This window comes from Fictibacillus sp. B-59209, assembly GCF_036216745.1.
Lineage (GTDB): Bacteria > Bacillota > Bacilli > Bacillales > Fictibacillaceae > Fictibacillus_C > Fictibacillus_C marinisediminis.
In genome coordinates this window covers 98,196-122,866 of sequence record NZ_JARMMC010000020.1, presented here as the reverse complement: position 1 = coordinate 122,866, position 24,671 = coordinate 98,196, and the positions used below count along the sequence as shown (strand labels likewise).

27 protein-coding genes, 4 riboswitches and 1 other annotated feature are annotated in these 24,671 nt (G+C 44.8%); of the genes, 22 read left to right on the top strand and 5 right to left on the bottom strand.

The window, feature by feature from the left end:
* Positions 1-67 precede the first annotated feature (67 nt).
* Positions 68-580 carry a BsuPI-related putative proteinase inhibitor gene (locus tag P4361_RS17045; protein ID WP_175502016.1) on the top strand — a complete coding sequence of 171 codons (513 nt, stop codon included), beginning with the start codon at positions 68-70 and terminating at the stop codon, positions 578-580.
* A gap of 267 nt (positions 581-847) precedes the next feature.
* Positions 848-3,007 carry an ATP-dependent Clp protease ATP-binding subunit gene (locus tag P4361_RS17040; RefSeq protein WP_328090199.1) on the top strand — a complete coding sequence of 720 codons (2,160 nt, stop codon included), beginning with the start codon at positions 848-850 and terminating at the stop codon, positions 3,005-3,007.
* Between the two features lie 60 nt (positions 3,008-3,067).
* Here the strand turns inward: P4361_RS17040 and P4361_RS23285 are convergent, their stop codons facing one another.
* Positions 3,068-3,151: a putative holin-like toxin gene (locus P4361_RS23285; RefSeq protein ID WP_353051312.1), complete on the bottom strand. Its 84-nt coding sequence runs from the start codon at positions 3,149-3,151 to the stop codon at positions 3,068-3,070.
* A gap of 331 nt (positions 3,152-3,482) precedes the next feature.
* Between P4361_RS23285 and P4361_RS17035 the strand changes: the two genes are divergently transcribed.
* Together P4361_RS17035 and P4361_RS17030 are read left to right on the top strand one after the other, a co-directional pair.
* On the top strand, positions 3,483-3,749 hold the full coding sequence (locus P4361_RS17035) for a hypothetical protein (RefSeq protein ID WP_256226560.1): 267 nt from the start codon (positions 3,483-3,485) through the stop codon (positions 3,747-3,749).
* A 15-nt stretch (positions 3,750-3,764) separates the two neighbouring features.
* Positions 3,765-4,382, top strand: a complete 618-nt coding sequence (locus P4361_RS17030; RefSeq protein ID WP_328090198.1) for a hypothetical protein — start codon at positions 3,765-3,767, stop codon at positions 4,380-4,382.
* A gap of 180 nt (positions 4,383-4,562) precedes the next feature.
* Here the strand turns inward: P4361_RS17030 and P4361_RS17025 are convergent, their stop codons facing one another.
* Positions 4,563-5,300, bottom strand: coding sequence for a type II CAAX endopeptidase family protein (locus tag P4361_RS17025; RefSeq protein ID WP_328090197.1), 738 nt, complete (start codon positions 5,298-5,300; stop codon positions 4,563-4,565).
* A gap of 84 nt (positions 5,301-5,384) precedes the next feature.
* Between P4361_RS17025 and P4361_RS17020 the strand changes: the two genes are divergently transcribed.
* Positions 5,385-6,056: a diphthine--ammonia ligase gene (locus P4361_RS17020; RefSeq protein WP_328090196.1), complete on the top strand. Its 672-nt coding sequence runs from the start codon at positions 5,385-5,387 to the stop codon at positions 6,054-6,056.
* Between the two features lie 128 nt (positions 6,057-6,184).
* Here the strand turns inward: P4361_RS17020 and P4361_RS17015 are convergent, their stop codons facing one another.
* On the bottom strand, positions 6,185-7,015 hold the full coding sequence (locus P4361_RS17015; RefSeq protein ID WP_328090195.1) for a GDSL-type esterase/lipase family protein: 831 nt from the start codon (positions 7,013-7,015) through the stop codon (positions 6,185-6,187).
* A 154-nt stretch (positions 7,016-7,169) separates the two neighbouring features.
* Between P4361_RS17015 and P4361_RS17010 the strand changes: the two genes are divergently transcribed.
* On the top strand, positions 7,170-9,575 hold the full coding sequence (locus P4361_RS17010; protein WP_425590277.1) for a penicillin acylase family protein: 2,406 nt from the start codon (positions 7,170-7,172) through the stop codon (positions 9,573-9,575).
* Between the two features lie 38 nt (positions 9,576-9,613).
* On the opposite strand, the gene P4361_RS17005 is transcribed toward P4361_RS17010, so the two are convergent.
* Complete coding sequence (locus P4361_RS17005) at positions 9,614-10,468, bottom strand: DUF1206 domain-containing protein (RefSeq protein WP_256226555.1); 855 nt, start codon at positions 10,466-10,468, stop codon at positions 9,614-9,616.
* 147 nt (positions 10,469-10,615) lie between these two features.
* Here P4361_RS17005 and P4361_RS17000 point away from each other — a divergent pair, with 147 nt between their 5' ends.
* From P4361_RS17000 to P4361_RS16925, 16 genes are all read left to right on the top strand, one after another.
* Positions 10,616-11,002 (top strand): hypothetical protein, encoded by a 387-nt coding sequence (locus tag P4361_RS17000; protein ID WP_328090194.1) that lies wholly within the window; start codon positions 10,616-10,618, stop codon positions 11,000-11,002.
* A 258-nt stretch (positions 11,003-11,260) separates the two neighbouring features.
* Positions 11,261-11,440: a binding site (T-box leader), on the top strand.
* A 74-nt stretch (positions 11,441-11,514) separates the two neighbouring features.
* Complete coding sequence (locus tag P4361_RS16995) at positions 11,515-12,897, top strand: glycine--tRNA ligase (protein WP_328090193.1); 1,383 nt, start codon at positions 11,515-11,517, stop codon at positions 12,895-12,897.
* Positions 12,898-12,948: 51 nt separating this feature from the next.
* Positions 12,949-13,054, top strand: a riboswitch (TPP riboswitch).
* A gap of 98 nt (positions 13,055-13,152) precedes the next feature.
* Complete coding sequence (locus tag P4361_RS16990) at positions 13,153-13,770, top strand: thiamine phosphate synthase (RefSeq protein ID WP_328090192.1); 618 nt, start codon at positions 13,153-13,155, stop codon at positions 13,768-13,770.
* Positions 13,770-14,900: a glycine oxidase ThiO gene (gene thiO / locus P4361_RS16985; RefSeq protein ID WP_062236337.1), complete on the top strand. Its 1,131-nt coding sequence runs from the start codon at positions 13,770-13,772 to the stop codon at positions 14,898-14,900. The genes P4361_RS16990 and thiO overlap by 1 nt, the downstream gene beginning before the upstream one ends.
* 5 nt (positions 14,901-14,905) lie before the next feature.
* Positions 14,906-15,106 (top strand): sulfur carrier protein ThiS, encoded by a 201-nt coding sequence (thiS, locus tag P4361_RS16980; RefSeq protein ID WP_328090191.1) that lies wholly within the window; start codon positions 14,906-14,908, stop codon positions 15,104-15,106.
* Between the two features lie 4 nt (positions 15,107-15,110).
* Positions 15,111-15,875 (top strand): thiazole synthase, encoded by a 765-nt coding sequence (locus P4361_RS16975; protein WP_328090190.1) that lies wholly within the window; start codon positions 15,111-15,113, stop codon positions 15,873-15,875.
* Positions 15,875-16,897: a thiazole biosynthesis adenylyltransferase ThiF gene (locus P4361_RS16970; protein WP_328090188.1), complete on the top strand. Its 1,023-nt coding sequence runs from the start codon at positions 15,875-15,877 to the stop codon at positions 16,895-16,897. The genes P4361_RS16975 and P4361_RS16970 overlap by 1 nt, the downstream gene beginning before the upstream one ends.
* Positions 16,898-16,904: 7 nt before the next feature.
* Positions 16,905-17,009: riboswitch (TPP riboswitch) on the top strand.
* 16 nt (positions 17,010-17,025) lie between these two features.
* Positions 17,026-17,205 carry a hypothetical protein gene (locus tag P4361_RS16965; protein ID WP_328090187.1) on the top strand — a complete coding sequence of 60 codons (180 nt, stop codon included), beginning with the start codon at positions 17,026-17,028 and terminating at the stop codon, positions 17,203-17,205.
* Positions 17,180-18,466 carry an acetylornithine deacetylase gene (locus P4361_RS16960; protein ID WP_328090186.1) on the top strand — a complete coding sequence of 429 codons (1,287 nt, stop codon included), beginning with the start codon at positions 17,180-17,182 and terminating at the stop codon, positions 18,464-18,466. Before P4361_RS16965 ends, P4361_RS16960 begins: the two co-directional genes overlap by 26 nt.
* Complete coding sequence (gene tenA, locus P4361_RS16955) at positions 18,463-19,149, top strand: thiaminase II (RefSeq protein WP_062236325.1); 687 nt, start codon at positions 18,463-18,465, stop codon at positions 19,147-19,149. The genes P4361_RS16960 and tenA overlap by 4 nt, the downstream gene beginning before the upstream one ends.
* A gap of 23 nt (positions 19,150-19,172) precedes the next feature.
* Positions 19,173-19,922 carry an ABC transporter ATP-binding protein gene (locus P4361_RS16950; protein WP_053355414.1) on the top strand — a complete coding sequence of 250 codons (750 nt, stop codon included), beginning with the start codon at positions 19,173-19,175 and terminating at the stop codon, positions 19,920-19,922.
* Positions 19,897-20,697, top strand: a complete 801-nt coding sequence (locus tag P4361_RS16945; protein ID WP_062236322.1) for an ABC transporter permease — start codon at positions 19,897-19,899, stop codon at positions 20,695-20,697. The genes P4361_RS16950 and P4361_RS16945 overlap by 26 nt, the downstream gene beginning before the upstream one ends.
* Positions 20,672-21,682 (top strand): ABC transporter substrate-binding protein, encoded by a 1,011-nt coding sequence (locus P4361_RS16940; protein WP_328090184.1) that lies wholly within the window; start codon positions 20,672-20,674, stop codon positions 21,680-21,682. The genes P4361_RS16945 and P4361_RS16940 overlap by 26 nt, the downstream gene beginning before the upstream one ends.
* A gap of 54 nt (positions 21,683-21,736) precedes the next feature.
* Positions 21,737-21,877 (top strand): hypothetical protein, encoded by a 141-nt coding sequence (locus P4361_RS16935; RefSeq protein ID WP_156316251.1) that lies wholly within the window; start codon positions 21,737-21,739, stop codon positions 21,875-21,877.
* A gap of 99 nt (positions 21,878-21,976) precedes the next feature.
* Positions 21,977-22,444, top strand: a complete 468-nt coding sequence (locus P4361_RS16930) for a GNAT family N-acetyltransferase (protein ID WP_328090183.1) — start codon at positions 21,977-21,979, stop codon at positions 22,442-22,444.
* Positions 22,445-22,603: 159 nt separating this feature from the next.
* Positions 22,604-22,852, top strand: coding sequence for an HPr family phosphocarrier protein (locus tag P4361_RS16925; protein ID WP_328090182.1), 249 nt, complete (start codon positions 22,604-22,606; stop codon positions 22,850-22,852).
* 230 nt (positions 22,853-23,082) lie between these two features.
* Here the strand turns inward: P4361_RS16925 and P4361_RS16920 are convergent, their stop codons facing one another.
* Entirely contained in the window at positions 23,083-24,153 is a 1,071-nt protein-coding gene (locus P4361_RS16920; RefSeq protein ID WP_091010712.1) for an undecaprenyldiphospho-muramoylpentapeptide beta-N-acetylglucosaminyltransferase, read from the bottom strand.
* A 125-nt stretch (positions 24,154-24,278) separates the two neighbouring features.
* Positions 24,279-24,388, top strand: a riboswitch (SAM riboswitch).
* Positions 24,389-24,488: 100 nt separating this feature from the next.
* Positions 24,489-24,597: riboswitch (SAM riboswitch) on the top strand.
* Positions 24,598-24,671 lie beyond the last annotated feature (74 nt).

The following is a 24,671-nucleotide window of genomic DNA, read 5'->3' as shown; positions in this document are numbered from 1 at the left end:
TAAAAATCCTTTTTTTATTCTGGTAAAATAACAAAAATCAGCCAAGACTATGTGTGAGGTGATGACATTGAAAAGCTGGCTGCTTATATTGGGGTTTATCATCGTTTTAGCCGGATGCGGCACAACGGAAAAGAATGAGGCTAAGAAGGGAGAACCAGTCATGGGAGACGGAAACAAGCAGGAACAGAAAAAAGACGATCCTGAAAGAAACAATGGCGGAGGAATTGTTGCAGGCGCCATCGAGCCTAAACTTTCGATTCTCGAGCAAAAAGCTGGGAGCGCGCTATTGCGCTATGAACTGAAAAATCAGACAGAGCAAGTCAAAATATTTGAATTCACAAGCGGTAAGAAATTTGACTACATTGTGAAAAATAAAGAGGGCAAAAAAGTTTATCAATACTCAGATGACCATATGTTTACTCAAGCTCTTTCGAAGATCACTTTAAAACAAGGAGAAACCTATACACAGGACATCATAGTCAAAAATTTGCCAGCCGGAACATATACGATTGAAATCTGGCTCACGGCAATAGATGAGGATAACGATTACAGACAGAAGCAAACATTTGAGATTAAATAGTGAAGAACCCGCTCATGAAGCGGGCTTTTTTATTGGGTTGTGGTCTCCGATTCATAAAAAAAACAGATCATTTGATTTTCGGGAACAAGAAGTGTAAGGTACTAGAAACCAAAGATAATGATACACACTTAAAATAAGCAAGTATAAATTATTTGAGCAAAAACCTTGAAAGTCAAAGAAGGTCAAAGTATAATAAAGCCATAAGGTCAAAGATAGTCAAAGTCAGACAAAACAAATGACCTATTACAATGAAGGAGGAAATGCTTTATGCGATGTGAACAATGTAAAGTGAATCCTGCGACTATTCATATGAATGTTTCTTTTAATCAACACAAACAACAATTAACGCTTTGTACAGATTGCTACCATAAAGTAACACAATCCATGAACACTGCAGGAGGTATAAATCCTATGAATCAATTCTCATCCTTTGACGAATTCTTTAAACAAATGATGAGCGGCGGAATGAATTCAGGTATTTCCAGCGAGCAGCAGTCTCCTAAGACCCAGCAGGGTGGCGGAGGAGGATTCCTGGATCAATTCGGGCGCAATATAAGCCATGCAGCGAAAGCAGGCTTGGTCGACCCAGTGATCGGCAGGGAAGAAGAAATCAGCCGTGTCATTGAGATTTTGAATCGCCGAAATAAAAACAACCCTGTTCTCATCGGGGAACCAGGGGTAGGTAAAACAGCCATTGCAGAAGGTCTTGCATTAAAAATTGCAGAAGGCTCTGTGCCGGCTAAACTTTTATCTAAAGAAGTCTATTTGCTGGATGTGGCATCTCTTGTTGCTGATACAGGAATCCGCGGCCAGTTTGAAGAACGGATGAAGCAGCTGATCGCTGAACTTCAAAAACGCAAGAACGTCATTCTTTTCATCGATGAAATTCATCAGATTGTCGGTGCCGGGTCTGCGGAAGGATCTATGGATGCGGGTAACATTCTAAAACCTGCTCTAGCACGAGGAGAGCTTCAAGTTGTTGGGGCAACCACACTGAAAGAATACCGCAAAATTGAAAAGGATGCCGCGCTTGAACGCCGTTTTCAACCAGTAATCGTTAATGAACCTACGCCAGAAAAAGCGTATGAAATCTTAAAAGGACTAGCTCCAAAATATGAACAATATCATGAAGTAAGCTTTTCTGATGATGTTCTAAAAGCATGTGTAAATCTTTCTCACCGCTATATTCAAGACCGATTCCTTCCAGATAAAGCGATCGATCTCATGGATGAGGCAGGTTCAAAAATCAATCTGCTGCACTCAGGAAGTGAAACTTCTTCTATTGAAGAACGATTAGAAGAAATTTCTAAGGAAAAAGAAAAAGCAGCATTGAGCGAAAATTATGAGCTTGCAGCCAAACTTCGCCAGGAAGAACTTCAGCTTCAGGAAAAACTGACCGAAAACGAACCAAAAATGAAAACAGAGGTTTCATTGGAAGATATTCAAAAAATCGTTGAACAGAAAACAGGAATCCCTGTAAGGAAGCTTCAAGCGGACGAACAGGCAAAAATGAAAGATCTTGCGAAAAACTTATCCCAAAAAGTCATCGGACAAAAAGAAGCGGTGGATAAAGTATCAAAAGCCATCCGCCGAAGCCGTGCAGGCCTTAAAGCCAAAAGCCGTCCAATTGGATCCTTCTTGTTTGTCGGTCCGACTGGGGTAGGTAAAACAGAGCTTACGAAGTCGCTTGCAGAAGAACTGTTCGGTGATAAGGAAGCCATGATTCGCCTCGATATGAGTGAGTACATGGAAAAACATGCCGTGTCCAAGCTGATCGGTTCACCTCCAGGCTATGTCGGCCATGATGAAGCAGGACAGCTGACAGAACTGGTGCGCCGCAAGCCTTATAGCATCATCCTGCTCGATGAAATTGAAAAAGCTCATCCGGACGTCCAGCACATGTTCCTTCAAATTCTTGAAGATGGACGCCTCACTGACAGCCAGGGCCGTACGGTAAGTTTTAAGGATACAGTCATTATCATGACGAGCAATGCTGGTTCTGGAATTAAACAAACGAAGAAATTAGGATTTACAAACGAGGTGGCTGAAGTTCAAAAAGAAACAAGCATTCTCGATGCGATCGGTTCTTACTTTAAGCCAGAATTCCTTAACCGTTTTGACAGTATTGTGCAATTCCAGTCACTTAAAGAAGAAGATCTTGTTCAAATCGTAGACCTTATGCTTACAGAATTGAAAGCAAACCTGGTTGAACAAGGCATCTCTATCAGTTTTACGGATGAGGCGAAAAAGAAAATTGCTGAACTGGGCTATCATCCATCGTTCGGCGCACGTCCTTTGCGCAGAGTGATTCAGGAGAAAGTGGAGGATGCTGTTGCAGATGTCCTTCTGGAGCAAGAAGAAAGTACAGAATTACGTGTTGATGTTCGTGAAAATGAATTAGTTGTAGAAAAAAGAGAAATAAAATAATACTAAAAAAGAGCCATGCGATGCCGCATGGCTTTTTTGTATGAGATATGTGATGTAACCCTAATCGTTGTCCTTGGAGCGAATAATGGTCAGAACTAGCATTGAAAAACCAATCATTAACGACATTGCTTCGAATACTGTCATACCATTCCCTCCCCCTAATTATTTCGGGCTAGAACGTTGTATCAGGATAAGCAGCAACCCCTGTCTTATATATTCCTATTTTATCCCGATTGTCAATTTATAACAAGAATCGTTAAGACTATTTCAAATCTTTTCCAGTAGTGCAATGGTACCAAGTTACCAAGCAAAATGGAATAAATATTCTCCAATTTGAAGTTTAAAGGAAAATACATGCCATTTTTACTACTTTTATATCCCGGTTGTATTGATGCTGTTTTTGCAGGGAAATAGTTAAAAACACAGCCGGGTTTTCTGTTTCACCGTTTGCTACAATAAAAGGGGAGGTTTGATTATGCGGAAATATAAGCTTGATGTGGTGGATGTAATTGAATTAAAAGAGCATTATATTGGAGAGACAAAAGAAGTAATGGTGTGTACTGTCATACTGAATGAAGATGGAAGCGAGTTTTTTCGTGGAATTACGGCAGTAAGATTTAACCGGCATGGAATATTCCCGCAGATTGACACCCTAAAGGGCATTTTTGAGGATAAAAACAGTTTTATGGACTTTGCGAGTTATTTAAAGCGTTATATTAAACAGCAAGTGCGCTATTTGTAAGAGAGGGGCAGATTGATGAATTATGTATGGTATGCAAGTTACGGCTCAAATATGAACCAAGACAGGTTCAGCTGTTATATAGAGGGAAAGCAGGCCGAAGGCAGCTCTGAACCAGAGAGAGGATGCCGCAATTGTGATCCTCCACTGGCTGACCAGCCGGTAAACATTCAGTACCCGCTTTATTTTTCTAAACAGGAAAGCAAATGGGGAACAGGAGGAGTGGCGTTCATCGGCCACCGTGAAGGTGAAAATGAGAAGACAGCAGGAAGAATGTATTTGATTTCTGAAGAGCAGTTTATGGATGTTGCTTCACAGGAAAACGGCATCGATGGTTTAGAGATTGATTTCGCCCGAATTAAGGAATCCCGTTTTCTTCCCTTAACGGAGGGATGGTACGGAACCATCGTTTATTTGGGAGATTGCGAAGGCAAGCCGATTTTCACGTTTACATCCAACCATGATATGGGGGAAGAAGAGTTTGTGCCTCCTTCCTTTGCTTACCTTAAGACGATCGCCAAAGGGCTGGAGACTATAGGGATGGATCGGCAGGAGGTTGTGGATTATCTGCTTGAGAAGAACGGGATTAATGGATTCATAAAAGGCGATCAGCTGGTTAAAGGATTATGGGGCTAGCGTAAAGGTCTTAGTTATATCGTCTGACTGAAGGCTGTAATGCCATGAAGAGGCAAAAATAGGCACCAAGTCGCAAGTCTCTTGATGCTTATCAATAAGATTTAAAGGTGAGATAATATAAATCCCCTATACATATGAGGCACCCTTACAAAGGTGCCTCTATTTTTTTGCTAAATACACTTAAGAAAGAAGCTCGACAATGGAGACATACGTATTCCATAGAGCATGGACAAGCATGCCGGGAACGAGAGATTTAGTAAAGTAGAACAGCATAGCAAAAACTATGCCCATGATACCGGCAGCCAGCGGATAACCGATATGCAAAGAGCCAAAGACAGCAGAAGAAACAACCAGCCCCGCAATAAAATGATATCTCTCATGAAAGAAACGGAACAGAAATCCCCGGAAGACCAATTCTTCAGTTACAGGTGCAGCAATGCAGGCGCAAAAAATAACAATAACGATACCGGCGATACCAATCCCGCTTGTAAAAAGGCGGTCATCTACGTTTGATCCGGGATCCTCGAGATGAAGCACCTCAAAAATAAGATATTGTGATACCTGGCAAATGATGAGAGCCCAAGCCATCAAGAAGTAGGTTTTCTTCTTTTTCAGGGCACCCAGCGTTAGTTTCTGGAACATAAATTGACGGGTGCGCTTAAAGACGAGCATGACTGCAGTGAACGTTAAAGCATCAATCAGCAAGAAGACAGGGCTTTTTTCAAATCCAGCCATGGAAAAACCAAAAATGACAGCTGCGAGCGCGTAAAACATGCCGGTCAGCAATGAAAACAAGATGATGAATCCAAGGTAAGCACCAAAAAAGCAGATGAATCCTCCCCAGGTCACCGGATAGGCACGTTTCTTCTTCACCAATGGCTGAGGCATTTCTTCTGTATACTCCAAATGTTCTTCCATTCTCTCCTCCTCATTGCTTTATAATCATATGTAGACCATCTATTTCAATTACACCAAAAATAGGATACAAAAGGAAGTGAGACGATGACAAAAAAAATTGTAGTTTCATTCAGCGGGGGCAAAGATTCCATGCTGGCTCTTCATAAATTGCTGGAATCAAAGGAATATGAAATCGATTCTTTGTTGACGACAGTCAATGAGGATTTTAAAAGGACGAGCATACACGGCATTCGGGAGGAAATTCTTGATGCGCAGGCAAACGCGCTTGGCTTTCCTGTCCGTAAAGTTAGAATTCCAAAAGTATGCACGAATGAGATCTACGAGGAGCGGATGCGGGAAGAAATGGACAAGGTGAGCCAAGCCGGCATTCAGCACGTGATGTTTGGAGACATTTTTCTTGCTGACATCAGAGAGTACAGGGAGGCCAAATTAAAACCGGCTGGAATGGAAGCTGTTTTCCCTCTGTGGGGCGCAAAGTCAGAGGATCTCATCGACGAATTTCTCGCGTTGGGATATCGGACCGTCGTTACTACTCTTGATCGGACGAAGCTGGATCAAGATTTTCTGGGCCGTGAGATCAACGGCGACTGGAGAACGGATTTACCCGAGAACGTAGATCCATGCGGAGAAAACGGAGAATTCCATACTCTTGTAATTGGGGGGCCATTGTTCAGGCAAAAGATTGAAGTGGTTCAGGGAAGTGAGACGGTTAGAGACGGCAATTTTGTTTATCGTGACTTTATGCTCACTGAATAAAGATGAAAAGGGGCTGTCCTGAAAGTCGAAAATTGACCTTCAGGCAGCTCCTTTGACGTGAAAAATCTTCAATGAAAAGTTGATTGGAGTGCAAGGTGCGAGACTCCTGCGGNNTTGGACAGCCCCTTTTATTTTTTCTTATAAGGAGCTTTAAGTGTTTTAATCATCTGCTCCGCAATCAGTTCGTGGCCTTTGTCGTTGGGATGAATAGAATCATAAATCCATTCTTTCCTGTTTTCGGGCTTAAGCACTTCGCTGCTCGGTATCACAACAGATGGTTTATATTTGGCTGTTGTTTCATAGGCAATCAGATTCCAGTCATTCAGTAATTTTTTAGTTGCCGGATAAAAGGATTCTCCCGAGTCCACAGCGTTATACAATTCATTGTATACGAGAATAGCATCAGGATTCTCTTTTCGAATCAATGAAAATATCTTATTTAAATTTTCTTCATAAGCAGATTTTACGTTTTGATAATCCTGAAGTGCCTGGACAGGCCCTTCCTTTAAAGCAAGCTTCACCAGGTCGTTGCCCCCGATATTGATCGTAATAATATCCGCAGATTTTATCCGGTCCGACATACCTGGGGATGAGATTTGTTTAAGCAGATCACGGCTGGTCGCTCCTGAAATTCCCTGATTATCTAGCTGCACTTTTTTAGACGTAAGGACAGCCAGATTACTGCTGGCCATTTTAATAAAACCGCCTTGATTAGAACCTCGGCCCTGAATGACCGAATCTCCCAAAGCTAGATGATGAATCTCTTTTGCAGGCAGGGTTTTTAAATGCTGAATATAAGAAACATCAGCCGAATGGGATTTCGTCCCGGCGGATTCAGTGACTGCTGCATTCTGTGCCTTCAGGCGATCTATCTTAAACTGGGGATAGTAATACCACCCTCCAGCAGCCAGCGTACATAATGCAAAAAGGATGAGCGTCAGCCATATCCATTTTTTCATACGGCTCCCCCTTTCAAAGTAACCATTTTAAACCATCATTACTTCTTCTATCAAATATATAAACTTTTGTAGGGCATATGAGATTTCTTAAAATTGGATTTTACAGGAGAAGGAAAAAAGACAAGAGTAAAGAAGCCATAAAGAAAGAGGGGGAATACAGGTGGAAACTGCTATTCAAATTGAAAAACAGATACCGAAAAAGAAAAAATGGAAAAGAGTGGCAGTGATTATGCTGGCAGGACTGCTTCTCGTCACTGCCATTTCGGGATCGGCTGCCTATTGGTTACTAAGAAAGAGCCTTCCAGTTGTGAGCGGTACAAAAACCGTTCCATCACTTTCCGGAACGGCAGTAGCTGTCCGTGACAAAAACGGTGTACCTCATATCAAGGCTGGCAGTTTAAAAGATTTATATACTGCCCAAGGATACGTTACGGCTCAGGACAGGATGTTTCAAATGGATTTGAGCAGGCGCCAGGCGTCAGGACAATTAAGCGAAGTAATCGGTGAGAAAACGGTGGAAAAGGACCGTTATTTCAGGACGCTTGGTTTACGAAGAGCCGCAGAGGTATCGTATGAACTGTATTCTTCTGAAGCGAAGCAAGTGCTGCAATGGTACGCGGATGGCGTGAACGCCTACTTAAGGGATGCCGAAAAGAACAATTCACTTCCGATCGAATTTTTGATGGTGGGGTACAAGCCAAAGAAATGGACGCCCGTCGATTCATTGACCATTGGAAAATATATGGCCTTTGATCTTGGCGGACATTGGGAAGGACAGGCATTCAGGCATTACTTGCTGCAGAATTTCCCAAAGGGCAACGCACTTGATCTTTTCCCTTCTTATCCAAAGGGCGGAGCAGAGATCATTGATATCGCAAGCAAAGCAAAGGTGGATATTAAGAGCAGCCTCGCTAAAGCGGTCATTCCTAATGAATTCAATGGTTCGAATGATTGGGTGGTGGCCGGAACCAAAACAAAATCGGGTCTGCCGTATCTTGCAGACGATCCTCATCTTGGATTGAGCACGCCATCGATCTGGTACGAAAGCCATTTAAAAGCACCCGGCATGAATGTAAGCGGTGTCATATTTGCGGGGGTTCCGGGAATTATCGTTGGCCGGAACACACAGATTGCCTGGGGAGTCACAAATGTAGGACCCGATGTTCAGGACCTTTACATTGAAAAAAGAAATTCCGATCATCCGGATGAATTTCTGTATGAAGGAAAATGGGAGAAAGCCAAAATCATCACAGAAAATATAAAAGTGAAAGATCAAAAGACCCTTCCTTACAAAGTCACGATTACCCGTCACGGTCCGATCATGTCCGAATTTGCTTATGACAAGCAAAAGAATACGGCGCTTTCCATGAGATGGACGGCACTTGAGCCCTCAACGGAACTTCAGGCTGTACTGATGTTTAATAAAGCAAAGAACTGGAATGAGTTTAAAAAGGCGCTGACTTATTTTCATACACCAGCCCAGAACTTTGTCTTCGCATCTAAAGACGGAACAATTGCCTATCGCGCCAATGGACTGATTCCGATCCGTAAAGAGAAATATGCTTCTGTCCCTGTACCGGGCTGGGAAAAGAAATATGAATGGAAGGGTTATATTCCTTGGGATAAGCTCCCGACGGCCGTGAACCCAAAAGAAGGATTTATTGCAACGGCCAATAATAAAGTGATCGGTGACGACTACCCGTACCACATTACTGATTCATGGGCCCAGCCTTACCGGGAGCAGCGAATAAAAGATGTTCTGTCAGCCAAAGAAAAGCTATCCTTAAAAGATATGCAGAAGCTGCAGTTCGACAGGAAAAATCTTCAGGCAGAAGAAATGCTGCCGATCCTTCTCTCCCATTTGAAGACTGCAGACCTTGGAACAAACGGCAGAAAAGCGGTAAAACTATTGAAAGACTGGAATCATGAAGATGACAAAAATCTTGCTGCACCCCTGCTGTTCAACTTATGGATGCCAGAGTTCAGCGATGTTCTCTTTGAAAAAAAGATTGATGAAAAGATGATGCCGTTGTTTGACGGCAAGGCTCAAGTCGTGGATGAACTGATCCGTCATGCGGCCGAGGGTAAGGAAGGTCCCTGGATCAAAGAGGCAGGGGGGCTGGACAAAGCCGCAACAATCTCCTTCAGCAGAACGGTTAAACAGGTGGAGAAGCTGCAGGGTGAAAATCCCGATAAGTGGAAGTGGGGAACGTATCATACATTGCCGTTTGATCATCCTCTATCAGCGATAAAGCCGCTGAACCTGCTGTTTAATCCAAAAGAAACGCCGATGGGAGGAAGCAGGGTAACAGTAGGTGCTGCAGGCTGGGATTCTCTTACAGGGAAAGTGAACCATGGAGCTGCCTGGAGAACGGTTGTTGATCTTGCAGACTTGACGAAAACCTACAATGTCGTCGGTCCAGGACAGTCAGGACATGTCCTCAGCAAGTGGTATGATAACCAGATTGAAGATTGGACTACAGGCCGCTATCATGTAACGGAAACGAATGAATCCAGCTTCAAAAACGGAGAAAAACTAGTTTTAAAGCCTGGTAAATGAAAACAGCCTCGTCCAAAAGGGACGAGGCTGTTTTATCATTAAGGATCGAGTCTTCGGTACTTCGCTTCAAAGAGCAAGTAGGCGCCATAAGCGACCAGTCCGAGAGCGACGATAGTAAGGAGCACTGGACCGAACGGCTGCTTTACAAGTTCAGCCAGAGCACCATCCAGCCCCTTTGTTTCATCTGGATCTGCCTGAATGGCTGTTCTGATTAAAAAGATGCCGATGATGGCGAATACTACACCATGTGCAAAAAGTCCGAACTTCCCGATATAACGTGCGGTCTTCCATTCTTTTTGATTCATCTCATGACGTTTAAGCCCTTTTTTGAATTTTTCCGTATAGGCCTTGTAGAAGTTATAAACCCCTATACCGATAAAAACAGCACCAATAACCGCAATGATTGTTTGTCCGAAGGGCTGTGCCAGCGCTTTTGCGGATAAGGTCTGGTATTTTTGGCTTGACGAGTTGGCACTCGCTCTGAAGATTATTTTGATTGCACTTACACATAGACTGAAATATATAGCAGCGATGATGAGATAACTGATTCGCGCCATCCATCCTTTTGCGTCATTTCCTTTATGCTCGGGGTCAAAGACCGTCATGATGACTTGCCACAGTGCATAGCCTGCAAGTCCTACAGCCAGCGCAGCGAGCATAACAGAGCCAAAGGGCTGCTTGGCAATGGTGTAGAGGGCACCTGAGGAAGTGGTTAATTTACCTTGCAAACCGAATGCTGTCATTACGGCAAGTATTCCAATGACAATATAAACGGCTCCTTTTGAGAAATGGCCTAGGCGGGCCATCCGGACGATCCATGGTGCAGCTTCATCTTTATATTCTTCTGCTTTTCTTTGGGCATGTTCTTTGTGCTGTGACAAATCTTTTTCCATAAAGGAGCCCCTTTCAAGGTTTCTATCTTCTATATACCCATTTGCTCCAATAGTTGAAACGGGCAGACTGCTGTCCACACCCGTTTTCCACAATTTGCATAAGATGCAGGGTAAGTAGTGTAATCAGGGTAAAGAGGAGGTTTACTTTTGAAGGAACAATATTACGGTCTTTGCTGTCAGCATATTGGGCAAGACGTTGAAATTACCACCCATGACGGGAGTGTCTATAGAGGCTCCATCCAAAGCGTTGATACAGAAAATGTCTATCTCCTTCCCTATCATGACGATGGTTCAGGGCGGTTCTTTCCGGTCCTTGGTGCAGCCTTGGTAGGTCTTGGACTCGGTTCCATTGCAGGGTTTGCCCTTGCTCCCCGTCCGTTCGCTTACGGCTACGGTTACGGGTACGGCGGGGTTGCACCATATCCTGGCGGCTATGGCGGTTTCCCGGGCGGATACGGCGGTTTCCCGGGCGGATACGGCGGCTTTCCAGGCGGCTATGGAGGCTTCCCAGGCGGAGGCTTTGGCGGGTTTTGATAAGTAAAGATAAAAAACTCTTTGCTGATAACGTGAAGAGTTTTTTTGCTGTCTGAGAAATTGGCCTGTAATTGAGTGAGATTGGCATGTGAATCCGAAACATCGGTATGTAAAACACCCACATCGGACAGTAAACACTCTTCAACCAACTTGAATGAACCGGAAACTTCTGGCTTATAATAGGGGAAAGGGCCAACTGGCTGAAAAAACTTGACAATGCGGCTGAAAAATTGTACTATTTTCCCCATAATCTAAACATGTAAAGCTATGACAGACGAATAGTATCTGAGGTGCTTTTGAAAAGCGATCCGGGGGTGGTGGAAGCCCGGACAAAAGTTCAGAGAAACGGCAGTCTCGAGCGATTAATTGACCAAAGCGGATGCTTTTTTTAGCATCAATTAGGGTGGAACCGCGTGAGTATAAGCTCTCGTCCCTGGACAAGGATATTTGTCTATGGATGAGGGCTTTTTTGGTTGATTTAATTAGGATTTACTAAAAAAGGAGAGATGGTCATGAGTGTGACAATGGAACAGATCGTCAACATGGCAAAACAGCGTGGATTTATTTTTCCGGGTTCAGAAATTTACGGAGGCTTGTCCAATACGTGGGATTATGGCCCGCTCGGCGTTGAACTGAAGAACAACGTGAAAAAAGCTTGGTGGAAAAAGTTTGTTCAGGAATCTCCATACAATGTTGGTTTGGATGCAGCGATTCTCATGAACCCGGAAACATGGGTAGCATCTGGACACATCGGAAACTTCAATGATCCAATGATCGACTGTAAGCAATGTAAAGCGAGACACCGTGCCGATAAATTGATTGAAGATGCACTTGCTGAAAAAGGAATCGAGAAGATTGTTGACGGGCTTTCTTTCGATGAAATGGAAAAGTTGATTGAAGAGCAAAACATCGCATGTCCGGATTGTGATGCGCACGACTTTACATCTATCCGCCAGTTTAACCTGATGTTTAAAACGTTCCAGGGTGTAACGGAATCCAGCACGAACGAAATCTATCTTCGTCCCGAAACAGCCCAAGGGATCTTTGTAAACTTTAAAAACGTGCAGCGTACGATGAGAAAGAAATTGCCGTTCGGGATCGCTCAGGTCGGCAAAAGCTTCCGTAACGAGATCACACCTGGTAACTTCACGTTCCGTACCCGTGAGTTCGAACAGATGGAGCTAGAGTTCTTCTGCAAGCCTGGCGAAGAACTGAAATGGTTTGATTTCTGGAAGCATTATGCTCACGATTTCTTATTGAATCTTGGCATGAAACAGGATAAGCTTCGCCTGCGTGACCATGAATCCGAAGAGCTTTCCCACTACAGCAACGCTACGACAGATTTTGAATACCAGTTCCCGTTTGGCTGGGGAGAGCTTTGGGGCATTGCATCCCGTACTGATTTTGACCTTAAGCGCCACAGCGAGCACTCTGGTGAAGACTTTAACTATATCGATCAAGAAACGAATGACCGTTACATCCCTTATTGCATCGAGCCTTCACTTGGCGCAGACCGTGTAACACTTGCGTTCTTGATCGACGCGTTTGAAGAGGAAGAGCTTGAAGGCGGAGATACAAGGGCTGTTCTTCACTTGCATCCAGCTCTTGCGCCGTTTAAAGCAGCAGTGCTTCCTTTATCGAAAAAGCTTTCTGAAGAAGCAAGAGAAGTATTTGCCGGTCTTGCCAGCGACTTCATGGTCGATTATGATGAAACAGGCTCCATCGGAAAACGTTACCGCAGACAGGATGAAATCGGAACTCCTTTCTGTATTACGTATGATTTTGATTCTAAAGAAGATCAGCAGGTAACGGTACGTGACCGCGACACAATGGAACAGGTCCGCATGCCGGTATCAGAGCTTCGATCCTTCCTGGAATCGAAAATCAAATTTTAATCTCTTTACATTTTTAACCTGAATGGTAAGATGAAGTTAATTAAATAACTCTAGCAACACTGGGGGAGCCTTTGCCGGCTGAGACTGAACAACCTGTTCTAAACCCTTTGAACCTGATCTGGATGATGCCAGCGTAGGGAAGTGGAATCCGCACTGTAGGACACATACAGCTGCTGTTGATTAGAAAACAGATAATCAGCCACTCTTTTCTGCGAAAAGGGTGGCTTTTTTGTATGGGAAAAAGGAGGATGCAAGGTGGGGAAATTCGAGTTTCATGTAATGACAAATGGAAGGAAACAGCCTGACGAAATCATCTCGGCCGCATCCATCCTGGCTCCATATGTGACGTGCATACATATCAGGGAAAAAGACAGAAGTGCCAGTGAGATTTTTAATCTGGCAGAGAGATTGAAGAGAGCTGGATTGGGCCGGGAGCAGATCTATATCAATGACCGTGTGGATGTAGCCGTTGCTGCGGGAGCTGAAGGCGTTCACTTAAAAGGCTCCAGTCTTGATCCGGAAATCGTACACCGCTATTTTAGCAGGCTGAGAATCGGCCAATCCGTTCATTCCATAGATGAAGCGCTCTATGCTGAAGAGAAAGGAGCTCATTATTTGTTTTACGGACACGTTTTTAGAACAGGAAGCAAAAAAGGGAGCGATCCGCGGGGTCTGGATCAATTGCGGGAGGTTGCTGAAGCGGTCACTGTTCCAGTTATCGCCATCGGAGGGGTTACACCAAGTAATACTAGTGAACTCATAAAAGCGGGAGCAAAAGGAATCGCCGTCATGTCGGGGATCTGGTCGGCGGCAGATCCGGGTTTAGAAGCGAAAGGCTATGCGGAAGCACTTAAGAAGGAGGAGATGTCATAATGCCCAGGCACTATGATGTGATAATTGCTGGCGGGGGGATAATCGGCTGTGCCATTGCTTACTATTTGCGCAAACATACAGAGTATACCGTGCTTGTGATTGAAAAGAACCGAATAGGCAGTGAAGCTTCATCGGCCGCTGCAGGAATGCTTGGAGCGCAGGCAGAACTGAATGAGGCAGGGCCGCTCTACACGATGGCCCGTGAGAGCAGGAGTCTTTTTCCTGAGTTAAACAGGGAACTGAAGGAAATCAGCGGGATTGACATTGAGTTTATAGACAAAGGGCTGTTTAAAGCGGCAAAAAATGAAAAGGAAAGCCTCCGATTGCAGCAACTCATTGATTTTCACAACGATAACGGCCAGCCGGCAGAGTGGATCAGCGGATCGGAGCTTTTGAAAATGGAGCCGAAGCTGTCCAGCGGATTGGAAGGTGCAATGTATTTGCCGAAAGACGGCCAGGTCAATCCATCTCAATTGACGAAAGCCTTTGCCCAATCGGCAGCAATGCTTGGAGCTGATTTTTTAGATTATACCGAAGCAGCCGGATTCGAAATGGGCCGGTCAGGGATTGGAATCCAAACGAGCGCGGGTATGTTTTTCGGAGAGAAGGCAGTGCTCGCATCAGGCGTCTGGACAGGGAAACTGGCGGCCCAGACCGGATTGCACATGCCTCTTTTTCCAGTAAAGGGAGAGTGTCTTTCTTTAACCTTTTTAGAACCGGTCATTACATCAACTGTTATCTCAGATGAATGCTATCTCGTCCCTAAGCAAGGAGGAAGGCTCGTAATCGGAGCAACCATGGAAGCAGGTACATACGACAGAAAGGTCAGAGCAAAGGGAGTTTTGGAACTGCTGACAAAAGCGAGTGAAGTCCTTCCTGCTATCGAAGAGGGCGAATGGGAGAAGGCATGGACAGGGTTTCGGCCGCAAACTCCTGATGGCCTCCCGTACATGGGGAAACATCCTTACCATAAAGACTTGTACATTGCGGCAGGCCATTTTCGCAATGGGATCCTGCTCAGTCCGCTGACAGGGCGATGGATGGCAGAGCTGCTGATCGGAAATCTGCAGGAAGAAAGATTAAAAGAGTTTGCGCCAGACCGGTTTGCCTATGAAAAGATGAAAGGATGAGTCTCATGAAACTAATGGTTAACGGAACAGCCTTAGATATTGCCTTAGCCCGTACAGTCCAGGAACTTTTGGGAGAGTTAAAGCTTGCCGGCAAAGGGGCAATCGTTGAATTGAATCAAGAAATTTTGGATAAAAGCCAGCACGCAAAAACGCGTTTAGCAGATGGTGACAAAATAGAAATCGTACATTTTGTAGGAGGAGGATGAGGTTATGCTGAAGATTGGAAACTATGAATTTCGCTCCAGATTGCTTTTAGGAACAGGTAAATTCCCTGATTTTGATGTCCAAAAAGAGACAGTAAGGGTGTCGGGCACGGAAATCCTTACATTTGCCGTAAGAAGGATGAACATTTTTGATCCCGACCAGCCAAACTTTTTAGAAAAGCTGGAGGCAGAGAACTTTACGCTTCTGCCGAACACGGCGGGTGCGAAAACGGCAGAAGAGGCGGTTAGAATCGCGAAGCTGGCAAAAGCTTCGGGACTATGTGATATGATAAAGGTAGAAGTGATAGGAGATTTTAAAACTCTGTTGCCTGATCCGCTGGAAACGCTGCGGGCTTCAGAAATGCTGTTGGAAGAGGGGTTTACGGTCTTGCCCTATGCTTCAGATGATGTCATTCTTGCAAAAAAATTAGAGGAACTTGGCGTGCATGCCATAATGCCCGGAGCTTCCCCCATTGGATCTGGCCTCGGGATCATCAACCCGTTAAACATAAGCCTTATTATTGAGCAGGCTAATATACCAGTGATTGTAGATGCGGGCATCGGATCACCGGCTGATGCGGCAGCGGCCATGGAGTTGGGGGCTGATGGAGTACTGCTGAATTCAGCGGTATCAGGGGCCGATAATCCAGTAAAAATGGCCGAGGCCATGAAGCTTGCCATTGAAGCCGGCCGTCTCGGGTATGAAGCGGGAAGAATTCCAAAGAAAAGGTATGCAGCGGCAAGCAGTCCGCTGGAGGGAATGAGTATTTAATGAAAGATCGCTACTCCAGGCAGATGTTATTCGAGCCTATAGGAGAAGAGGGACAGGATCTCTTGTCTGATAAACATGTTGTGATTATCGGTGCGGGTGCGCTCGGAACGGGCAATGCAGAAATTCTTGCCCGCGCAGGTGTGGGCAGGATCACGATTGCTGACCGTGACTATGTAGAATGGAGCAACCTCCAGCGTCAGCAGCTTTTCAGCGAGGAAGATGCAAAGTACCGGATGCCTAAAGCGGTTGCTGCAAGAGAACGGCTGGAACAGGTTAATTCCGATATCCACGTAGAGGGCCTTGTTTTGGATGCAGGAGCTGAAGAACTGAGGGAACTGACGGAGTTTGCCGATCTGATCATTGATGCGACAGATAATTTTGATACGCGATTGCTGATCAATGACATCTCCCAGGAGAAGAAGATTCCTTGGATTTACGGCGCATGCGTTGGAAGCTACGGACTCAGTTATGTGATTTTACCCGGGGAGACGCCTTGTCTAAGCTGTCTCCTGGAGAAGGTGCCGATGGGCGGAGCAACGTGTGATACGGCGGGAATCATTGCGCCTGTTGTCCAAATGGTTGTCGCTCACCAGACGTCTGAAGCACTGAAGCTGCTGACGGACAACACCGCTGCACTCCGCAAAAAACTGGTTTCCTTTGATGTATGGAACAATCATTATTTGGCGATGGATGTCCAAAAGCTAAAAAAAGCGGACTGTCCTTCCTGTGGAGAACATCCTCAGTATCCGCATCTGAATCCTGAAAATCAGACGAAGTCAGCTGTACTCTGCGGAAGGAACACCGTCCAGATCCGTCCTTCGGAAAAGGGAGAAAGGGATTTGGATGAGCTTTCTTTGTCCCTGTCGCGGCTTGGCGGGAAAGTAGAACAGAACCCTTATCTGCTTTCATACAGCAATCAAGAAGAACAGCGGCTTGTCTTTTTCAAGGACGGACGTGTACTGATTCACGGCACGAAAGATATAACAGAAGCGAAAAATCTCTATTACAGTTTAATAGGATAATGAAATAGCAATCTGCTAGGGGGGCCGTACGGCTGAGACTGAACCTTTGTGTTCTAGACCCTTGGAACCTGATCTGGATTATACCAGCGGAGGGAAGCGTGCTGAAGCAACAAGCTGATTCAGAATAGATGACCTCAGCAAAAACCTCAGCCGCCATCTCTCATGAAGGCGGCTTTTTTGCGTTGATTTCTACGGTGCCAGGCACCGCCGTTACACAAGTATGTAAAGACTGGTGCCTGGCACCAGATAAATGGCACCAGATAAAAGATAAAGGAGGATGCCATGAGCGGATTACAAGAGAAGATTAATAGATTAGCGGAGGAGAGACAGGAGAGGCTGATTGAGATTTTAAGAGAGCTCGTTGCCTTTCAGACGGTCAGTCCTCCTGCAAGAAACACTGAAGAGGCACAAAGCTGCGTGAAATCCATCCTCTCTGGCCTTGGATTTAAGACGGAGGAGTGGGAGCTGTTTCCTGGCGACAAGATTGTCGCAGGATCAAAACAAGGAGATGCCTCAGAGGAATATCAAAGCCTTCTTCTTAACGGCCACATTGATGTCGTAGCTGTAGGGGATGAAACGCAATGGAAGTATCCGCCGTTTGTGCTGACGGAGGAAGATGGATGGCTCTATGGACGGGGTACAGCAGACATGAAGGGAGGCATGGCCTCTTCTCTGTTTGCTCTTCAGCTTCTTCAAGAGCTGGGGATCAAGCTGAAAGGGGACCTCTTTTTTCAATCAGTAACCGGCGAAGAAGCCGGGGAAGCGGGTACCAAATCCTGTATAGATCGGGGAATGAAAGCTGACTTTGCGCTCGTGGCTGATACGTCCAATCTTGAGATTCATGGACAAGGCGGGGTCATCACCGGCTGGATCACGATAAAAAGTAAAGAGACCTTTCATGATGGCCTTCGCTCGCGGATGATTCATGCAGGCGGCGGAATAATAGGAGCGAGCGCCATTGAAAAAATGATGAAGATTATAGAAGGGCTGCAGGAACTTGAACGGCATTGGGCAGTAACCAAAACATATCCAAACTTCCCGTTCGGAAGCACGACCATCAATCCCTCTGTCATTGAAGGAGGCAGGAATGCTGCATTTATCGCTGATGAATGCAAACTTTGGGTTACTGTTCATTTTTACCCGAATGAGACGTATGAAGATGTTGCAAAAGAAATTGAGGAGCACATTATTGCTATAGCAAAGGCCGATCCATGGCTGAAAAACAACCTGCCTCTGTTTAAGTGGGGAGGAATATCCATGATTGAGGAGAAGGGGGAAATCTTTCCTGCACTTGATGTTGATCACAATCATGAAGCATTGGCAGTACTGAAAGAACAGCATGATGCCGTTTCAGAACAGAAAGCTGCTGTTTCGATGTCGCCGACCGTTACAGATGCGGGGTGGCTTGGACAGGCGGGAATCCCAGCTGTCATTTATGGCCCGGGAGAGCTGAACGAAGCCCATGCTGTCAATGAAAAGGTGAGGCTTAAACAGTTGCTGGAGCATTCAAAGGTTCTCGCCGGATTTATTGCAAAGTGGTGCAATACAGAAAGGAGCAATAAACCATGACAAAGTTAAAGGAAGAACGATTTACAGATAGATTACACAGAAACGTGGAACCAATCTGGAAGCATACTCATCTTCATCCGTTCGTTCAGGGTATTAAAGATGGTTCCTTGCCTAAAGAGCGCTTTGCTTATTACATGAAACAGGATTATGTGTTTTTAAAGGATTATGCAAAGCTCTTTGCGTTAGGGACGATAAAATCCAAGGATACAGAGACGATGAGCTGGTTTTCAAGCCTGCTTCATGAAACATTGAATACAGAAATGGATCTTCACCGTGAGTACTGCCATGAAATCGGCATCGAGCCCGAGGAACTGGAGGCTGAGCAAGCTTCTCCAATTAACCTTGCGTACACTCGCTATATGATGAACGCCTCCCAGCAGGGAACACTTGCTGAGTTAATCACATGCCTGCTGCCGTGCATGTGGAGCTACCACGAGATCGGAACGCTATTAAAGAGGGAAGCGGGAAGCCTCGCAGAGCATCCGTATACCCGATGGATTGAGATGTATGCATCAGAAGAGTTCGGTGCACTTGCACAGTGGCTGATTGTTGAACTGAACAAGTTGGCGAAAGATATGACAGAACAGGAATTGGCGGTGCTAGAGGAGCATTTCCTGACCACATCGCGCTTTGAATTCATGTTTTGGGATATGGTGTATTACGGTCATGGATGGCCGGTGTAATCACCTTTTGAAGGAGAGTTTTTATGTCAATAATCTTTAAGAATGTATCTTATTCTTTTACGGAGCAAAAACAAGCCCTCCCGCTTCTCAAGAACATCAATTTTGCAGCAGCGCCCGGAGAATTTGTATCGATCATCGGCAAGAGTGGAACCGGAAAAAGTACCCTGCTCAAGCTTGCCTGTGGACTGGAGAAACCTGATCAGGGAGAGATTATCGTACATGAGAAGCCAGTCTATCCTGGAGCGGCGGGATACATGCCTCAAAAGGATTTGCTTCTGCCTTGGCGTACGGTCATGGAAAATCTTCTTCTTGCTCCTGAGATTCAGAACCAGAAGGGACAGAAAGTAGAAGAGGGGGATTCATGGCTGAAAAAAGTAGGACTGTGGAATTACCGGAATGCTTATCCGCATGAACTTTCAGGGGGGATGCGCCAAAGAATAGCCTTTCTCCGCACCCTGCTGACTGGAAAAGAAGTACTTCTTCTTGATGAACCATTCGGTGCTTTAGATGCGATGACTAAAAAGGAAATGCACGAATGGATTTCTTCCCTATGGAAGGATTTAAACAAAACCATTCTTTTGGTTACACATGATCTTCATGAAGCGGTTTTTTTAAGTGACCGAATCATCTTGCTGCATCCATCTGGCGAAACAGAAGAGGTGATGATTCGGCTTCCGAGGCCGAGAAATAGAGTATTAACGAATGAGATGGTGGGATTAATCAATAAATTGGAGAGCAGAATTACAAATGAACAGCATGAAACGATTTTTTAAAGACTATTATTTATTTTTGGCTGCTGCCGCCGTCTTGCTCGTACTATGGGAATGGCTTGTGAGGACAGACAGGGTGCCTTCGTTTATTTTGCCGGCCCCTACAGGTATCCTCGTTTCGCTCTTTGAAAACAAAGAGGTTCTTCTAGGACATACATGGGCGACATTCAAGGAAGCCATCCTCGGTTTTTTGATCGCAGCCGTTGCAGGTGTTTCGCTTGCTGTTGCCATGTTTTTTTTCAAATCTGTACAGAAAATGGTCTATCCTGCGGTCTTGATCTCCCAGACGATACCGATCATTGCACTGTCTCCGATCTTTGTCCTTTGGTTCGGCTACAGCATCTGGAGCAAAGTGGCGGTTACCGTACTTATTGCCTTCTTTCCCATCGTCGTCAGCACGTATGATGGTTTGAACCATCATGACCGAGATTATGTGGATCTTCTGCGTTCCATGGGAGCACGGAGATGGCAGGTCTTCAAAAAGGTGCAGCTGCCAATGGCGCTTCCGGCTTTCTTTTCAGGGATAAAACTCGCCGCTGTATTTTCAGTAGTAGGAGCGACGATCGGCGAATGGCTTGGTGCCAGCGAGGGGCTTGGCTATTATTCCAGAAGAATGTCGGGAAGCCTAAATGCAGAAGGAGTATTTTCTGCCATTTTTCTATTGTCATTGCTCGGGATGTGTTTGTTCGGAGCAGCTGCACTCGCAGAAAAACAAATGTTTAAATGGAAAGCTAACAGAGAGGATGTACAACATGAACAAATGGATAAAACGAAGTAGCTGGCTCTTCTTTGGGAGCCTGCTTCTCCTTTTAAGTGCTTGTTCCTCAGGGGACACAGCCAATCAAGGAGGAAAAGGGGATCTTAAAAAAGTCAGCATCATGCTCGATTGGTATCCGAATGCAGTACATGCCGGCATTTATGACGCCATCAAAAAAGGATATTTTAAGAAAGAAGGCATCCAGGTTGATGTGAAGATGCCAGCAGAAACGAACGATCCGTTAAAACTGGTGGCTGCCGGCAGGACCGATCTTGCATTAACGTACCAGCCTCAGGTCGTTCTTTCCAGGTCAGAAGATATTCCTGTTGTTTCCTTGGGAGCGCTGGTAAGGCATCCATTAAACCATTTGATGGTTCCTAAAAACAGTTCGATTCGTTCACCCAAAGATCTGGAAGGGAAGAATGTAGGCTATCCTTCTATTCCCATCAATGAAGCGATGGTCAAAACAATGGTGAAACATGATGGAGGCAATCCTGAAAAAGTAAAGATGACAGATGTCGGCTGGGATATCATCCCCGCGATGGCGGCTCACAAGGTCGATGGAATATCTGGAGGGTATATCAACCATGAACAGATTCTCTTGAATAAGGAGGGCCATCCTGTACGGTCCATTGATCCTGTAAAGTACGGTGTTCCTGATTATTATGAGCTCGTTCTTGTTTCCAGTGAAGATGGACTGAAAAAGAACCGAAAGCTTTACCAGAAGTTTTGGAATGCGCTGGAAAAAGGCCAAAAGGATGTACACGATTATCCGGACCAGGCACTGAATGTCTTATTTAAGCATGAAAACAAAGAATTCCCGCTGGATCAAAACGTAGAAAAGAAAAGCCTGCAGATCCTGCTGCCTTTAATGGACAGCGGAAAGAAGCCTTTTGGCTATCAGGAAAAGCGTTCATGGAAAAAGGTTTCGGATTGGCTCTATGAAACCGATATGATTAAAAAGAAGGAAGATCCACGGAACGCTTATATTAATTTTGAGCAATAGAAGAATAGACTCCTCGAAACTGGTTACGGTAATAACCAAAGAGGAGGTGCCGTTATGGCTAACAGTGAAAAAATCCGCAAGCAAAACGCTGAACAACGAAAAGGAAAAGCTGATATTCCAAAAGGAACGTTTGCTGATCCGATTGCCAATCAGGGAGACATAGCTGAAGCAAAAAATATCAAAGAGAATAAATAGCAAGGAGGGCGTACTCTAATCAAGGGGTGCGCTTTTTCTTATCTAGAAAGAACGATAGTATACAGGTTATGATGGATTCAGATAAAGGGGGAAGACGTTGTGCTGACATGGGAGAAGAGCGGTCCTGACAAAACTATGGACGAACTGGAGATCATGAACACCAATCCGTTTTACAATAAGCTGTTTTACGGTCGTGGCGAAGTGACATTTGAAGAGGTGACGGAAGAGTTAAAGGGATTGGAAGGATCCCCGAGACAACGCTATTTGATTAAAGCGGATGGCAACAACGCTGCGATCGTTGAGTACATTCTGAACAATCCGAAGGACCATAAACCGTGGCTTGGATTTTTAATAGTACACAGGACTTTCCACAGACAGGGGATCGCAAAGGAAATCTATCTAGCATGCGAAGAAGAGATAAAAAAAAATAACAAACAATACTTGCGTCTCGGTGTACTTAGCGGGAATATCCCTGCGCTTTCTTTTTGGTTCAGATTGGGGTTTGCAGAAATAGAAGTAAAGGAAAGCGAGGGAAAGCTTCTTCATATTCTTGAAAAATCTCTTTAAACCGCTAATCAAGTCCTTTTTCCTAAATTCATTCTTACTCACATAAAGGCGAGTGTGCACGCATATCCTCATTGGTGTGCATAAAAGCTAAACCAGCTTAACATGTGCTTAATGATAGTGCATTAAAATGGCAGGGAAAAAGAATAGGAGTGGAAGGTAATGAAGACATATTGCTTTTTGCAGGAAAAAATGAATTCTGCGACAATTAACAAGCTCGTTCTTAAGGCGAACGAATATGAAGAGTGCCAGATCTATTTTGAACTTGATAACTGCCAGATGAACGCTAAAAGCATGCTTAGTATGAGCAAGCTTCGCGGTGTTGCCGGGCTATGCTGCATATCTGCCCAGGGCATGGATAAACAGCACGCATTGGAAGGTCTGAGACAGATCTGCGCTGGGAAAATATAACCATAAGAAATAATCGGGCGAACTATGATTTTTGAACATATTTAGGATTTGTTGAAAATAATTAAGCCGAATTTGAACATAAATCCTTATTTCAGCGATTTGACACATTCATTTCAGCTTTCTGTCCCGACGCACAATAAAAAAGCTTGCACCGCATTATCTGGGCCAAGCTTATCTATTGCTTTTTCCTCTCCTAGCTTTTCCCCATCTCAGAGGAGGAATGGGGAAAGTCATCCTTTTGCTTCTTCTTTAATGATGGAAAACAGATGGTCTAACGCATTACTAAGCTGGCTTTCTTCCATTCTGCTGATATAGGCTTCCTGATTTGAATAAAGCTGCTCAATGCCTTGCATAAGGGATTCAGCAGTCAGGTCTTCTTCAAACAGAACTTCGCAATAGCCTTGTTTTTCAAATGATCGGGCATTTTCAATTTGATCTCCGCGGCTTGCTTCTTTTGAGAGTGGAATGAGAAGCATTGGCTTTCTCAGTGACAAAAACTCAAAGATAGAATTAGAGCCTGCTCTTGAAATGACAAAATCCGTTGCTGCAAGGATATCTGCGAGCTCATCCGATACATATTCGAACTGGATGTAGCCTTTTTTCAGAATGGAAGAATCCTTCTGGCCTTTTCCGCAAAGATGAATGATTTGAAAGCGGGGAAGCAGAGCGTCAAGGCTTAATCTTACGGCCTCATTTATTTTTTTTGATCCGAGACTTCCTCCCATGATCAAGATGATCGGTTTACCAGGAGTCAAACCACAGAAAGCTCTCCCCTTGACTGCGATCCCTTCATGCAGCTCCTTACGGATAACAGCACCCGCGTATACCGTTTTTTCCCTTGGAAGATGATCAGTGGTTTCGGGGAACGTTGTACACACTTTGTTAGCGAAGGGGAGTGAAAGACGGTTTGCAAGCCCTGGACTAAGATCGGATTCATGGGTCACAATTGGCACCTTGTTCATCCGGCTGCCGAGGATTACGGGAACGGAGACGAAACCACCCTTTGAAAAGACCACGTCTGGTTTTATGGTCTTGATGAGCCGAAATGCTTCAAATGCTCCTTGCATGACACGGAACGGATCTTTAAAATTGTTCCAGTCAAAATAGCGCCTTAGTTTACCAGTAGATATGCTGTAATAGCGGACGCCTTCGATGGTTTCTGTCAGTTGCCGTTCAATTCCTCCTTTTGAACCGATATAGCTGACTTCCCAGCCTTCTTTTAAGAACAAAGGAATCAGAGCCAGGTTAACAGAAACGTGCCCGGTGGAACCTCCCCCGGTGAATACGATTTTCTTGCCCAAACCTTCCACCCCTTTTATTTATGTGTTTCTATCATACCAAAAATAATCTGCAATGATTCCAGAAATATCTGAATAATGGTTGACGCTCTCCTGTCTGCCGTGATAGAGTAAGACTAATTTAATGAAGCTTATCAAGAGCGGCGGAGGGAAAGGCCCAATGAAGCCCGGCAACCTTCAAGTATTCTACTTGAAAAGGTGCTAAATCCTTCAAAGGTAAAACTTTGGGAGATAAGAGACGGATCGGAACCATACAGCTCTCTTATCTTCGTGATAAGGGGGTTTTTTGTACTAAAAAAATAAAGTGCTACATAACATGTTTCAATCTCATGATAATACTCTTATCCAGAGCGGCGGAGGGAAAGGCCCGATGAAGCCCGGCAACCTTCAAGTATTCTACTTGAAAAGGTGCTACTACCTGCAGGAAAGAACCCTGGATGATAAGAGGAGGCCGGACTGCAGACCTCTTCTTTAGAAAGAGGTTTTTTCTTTTGCCATCATACAGATACCATTCATCCACT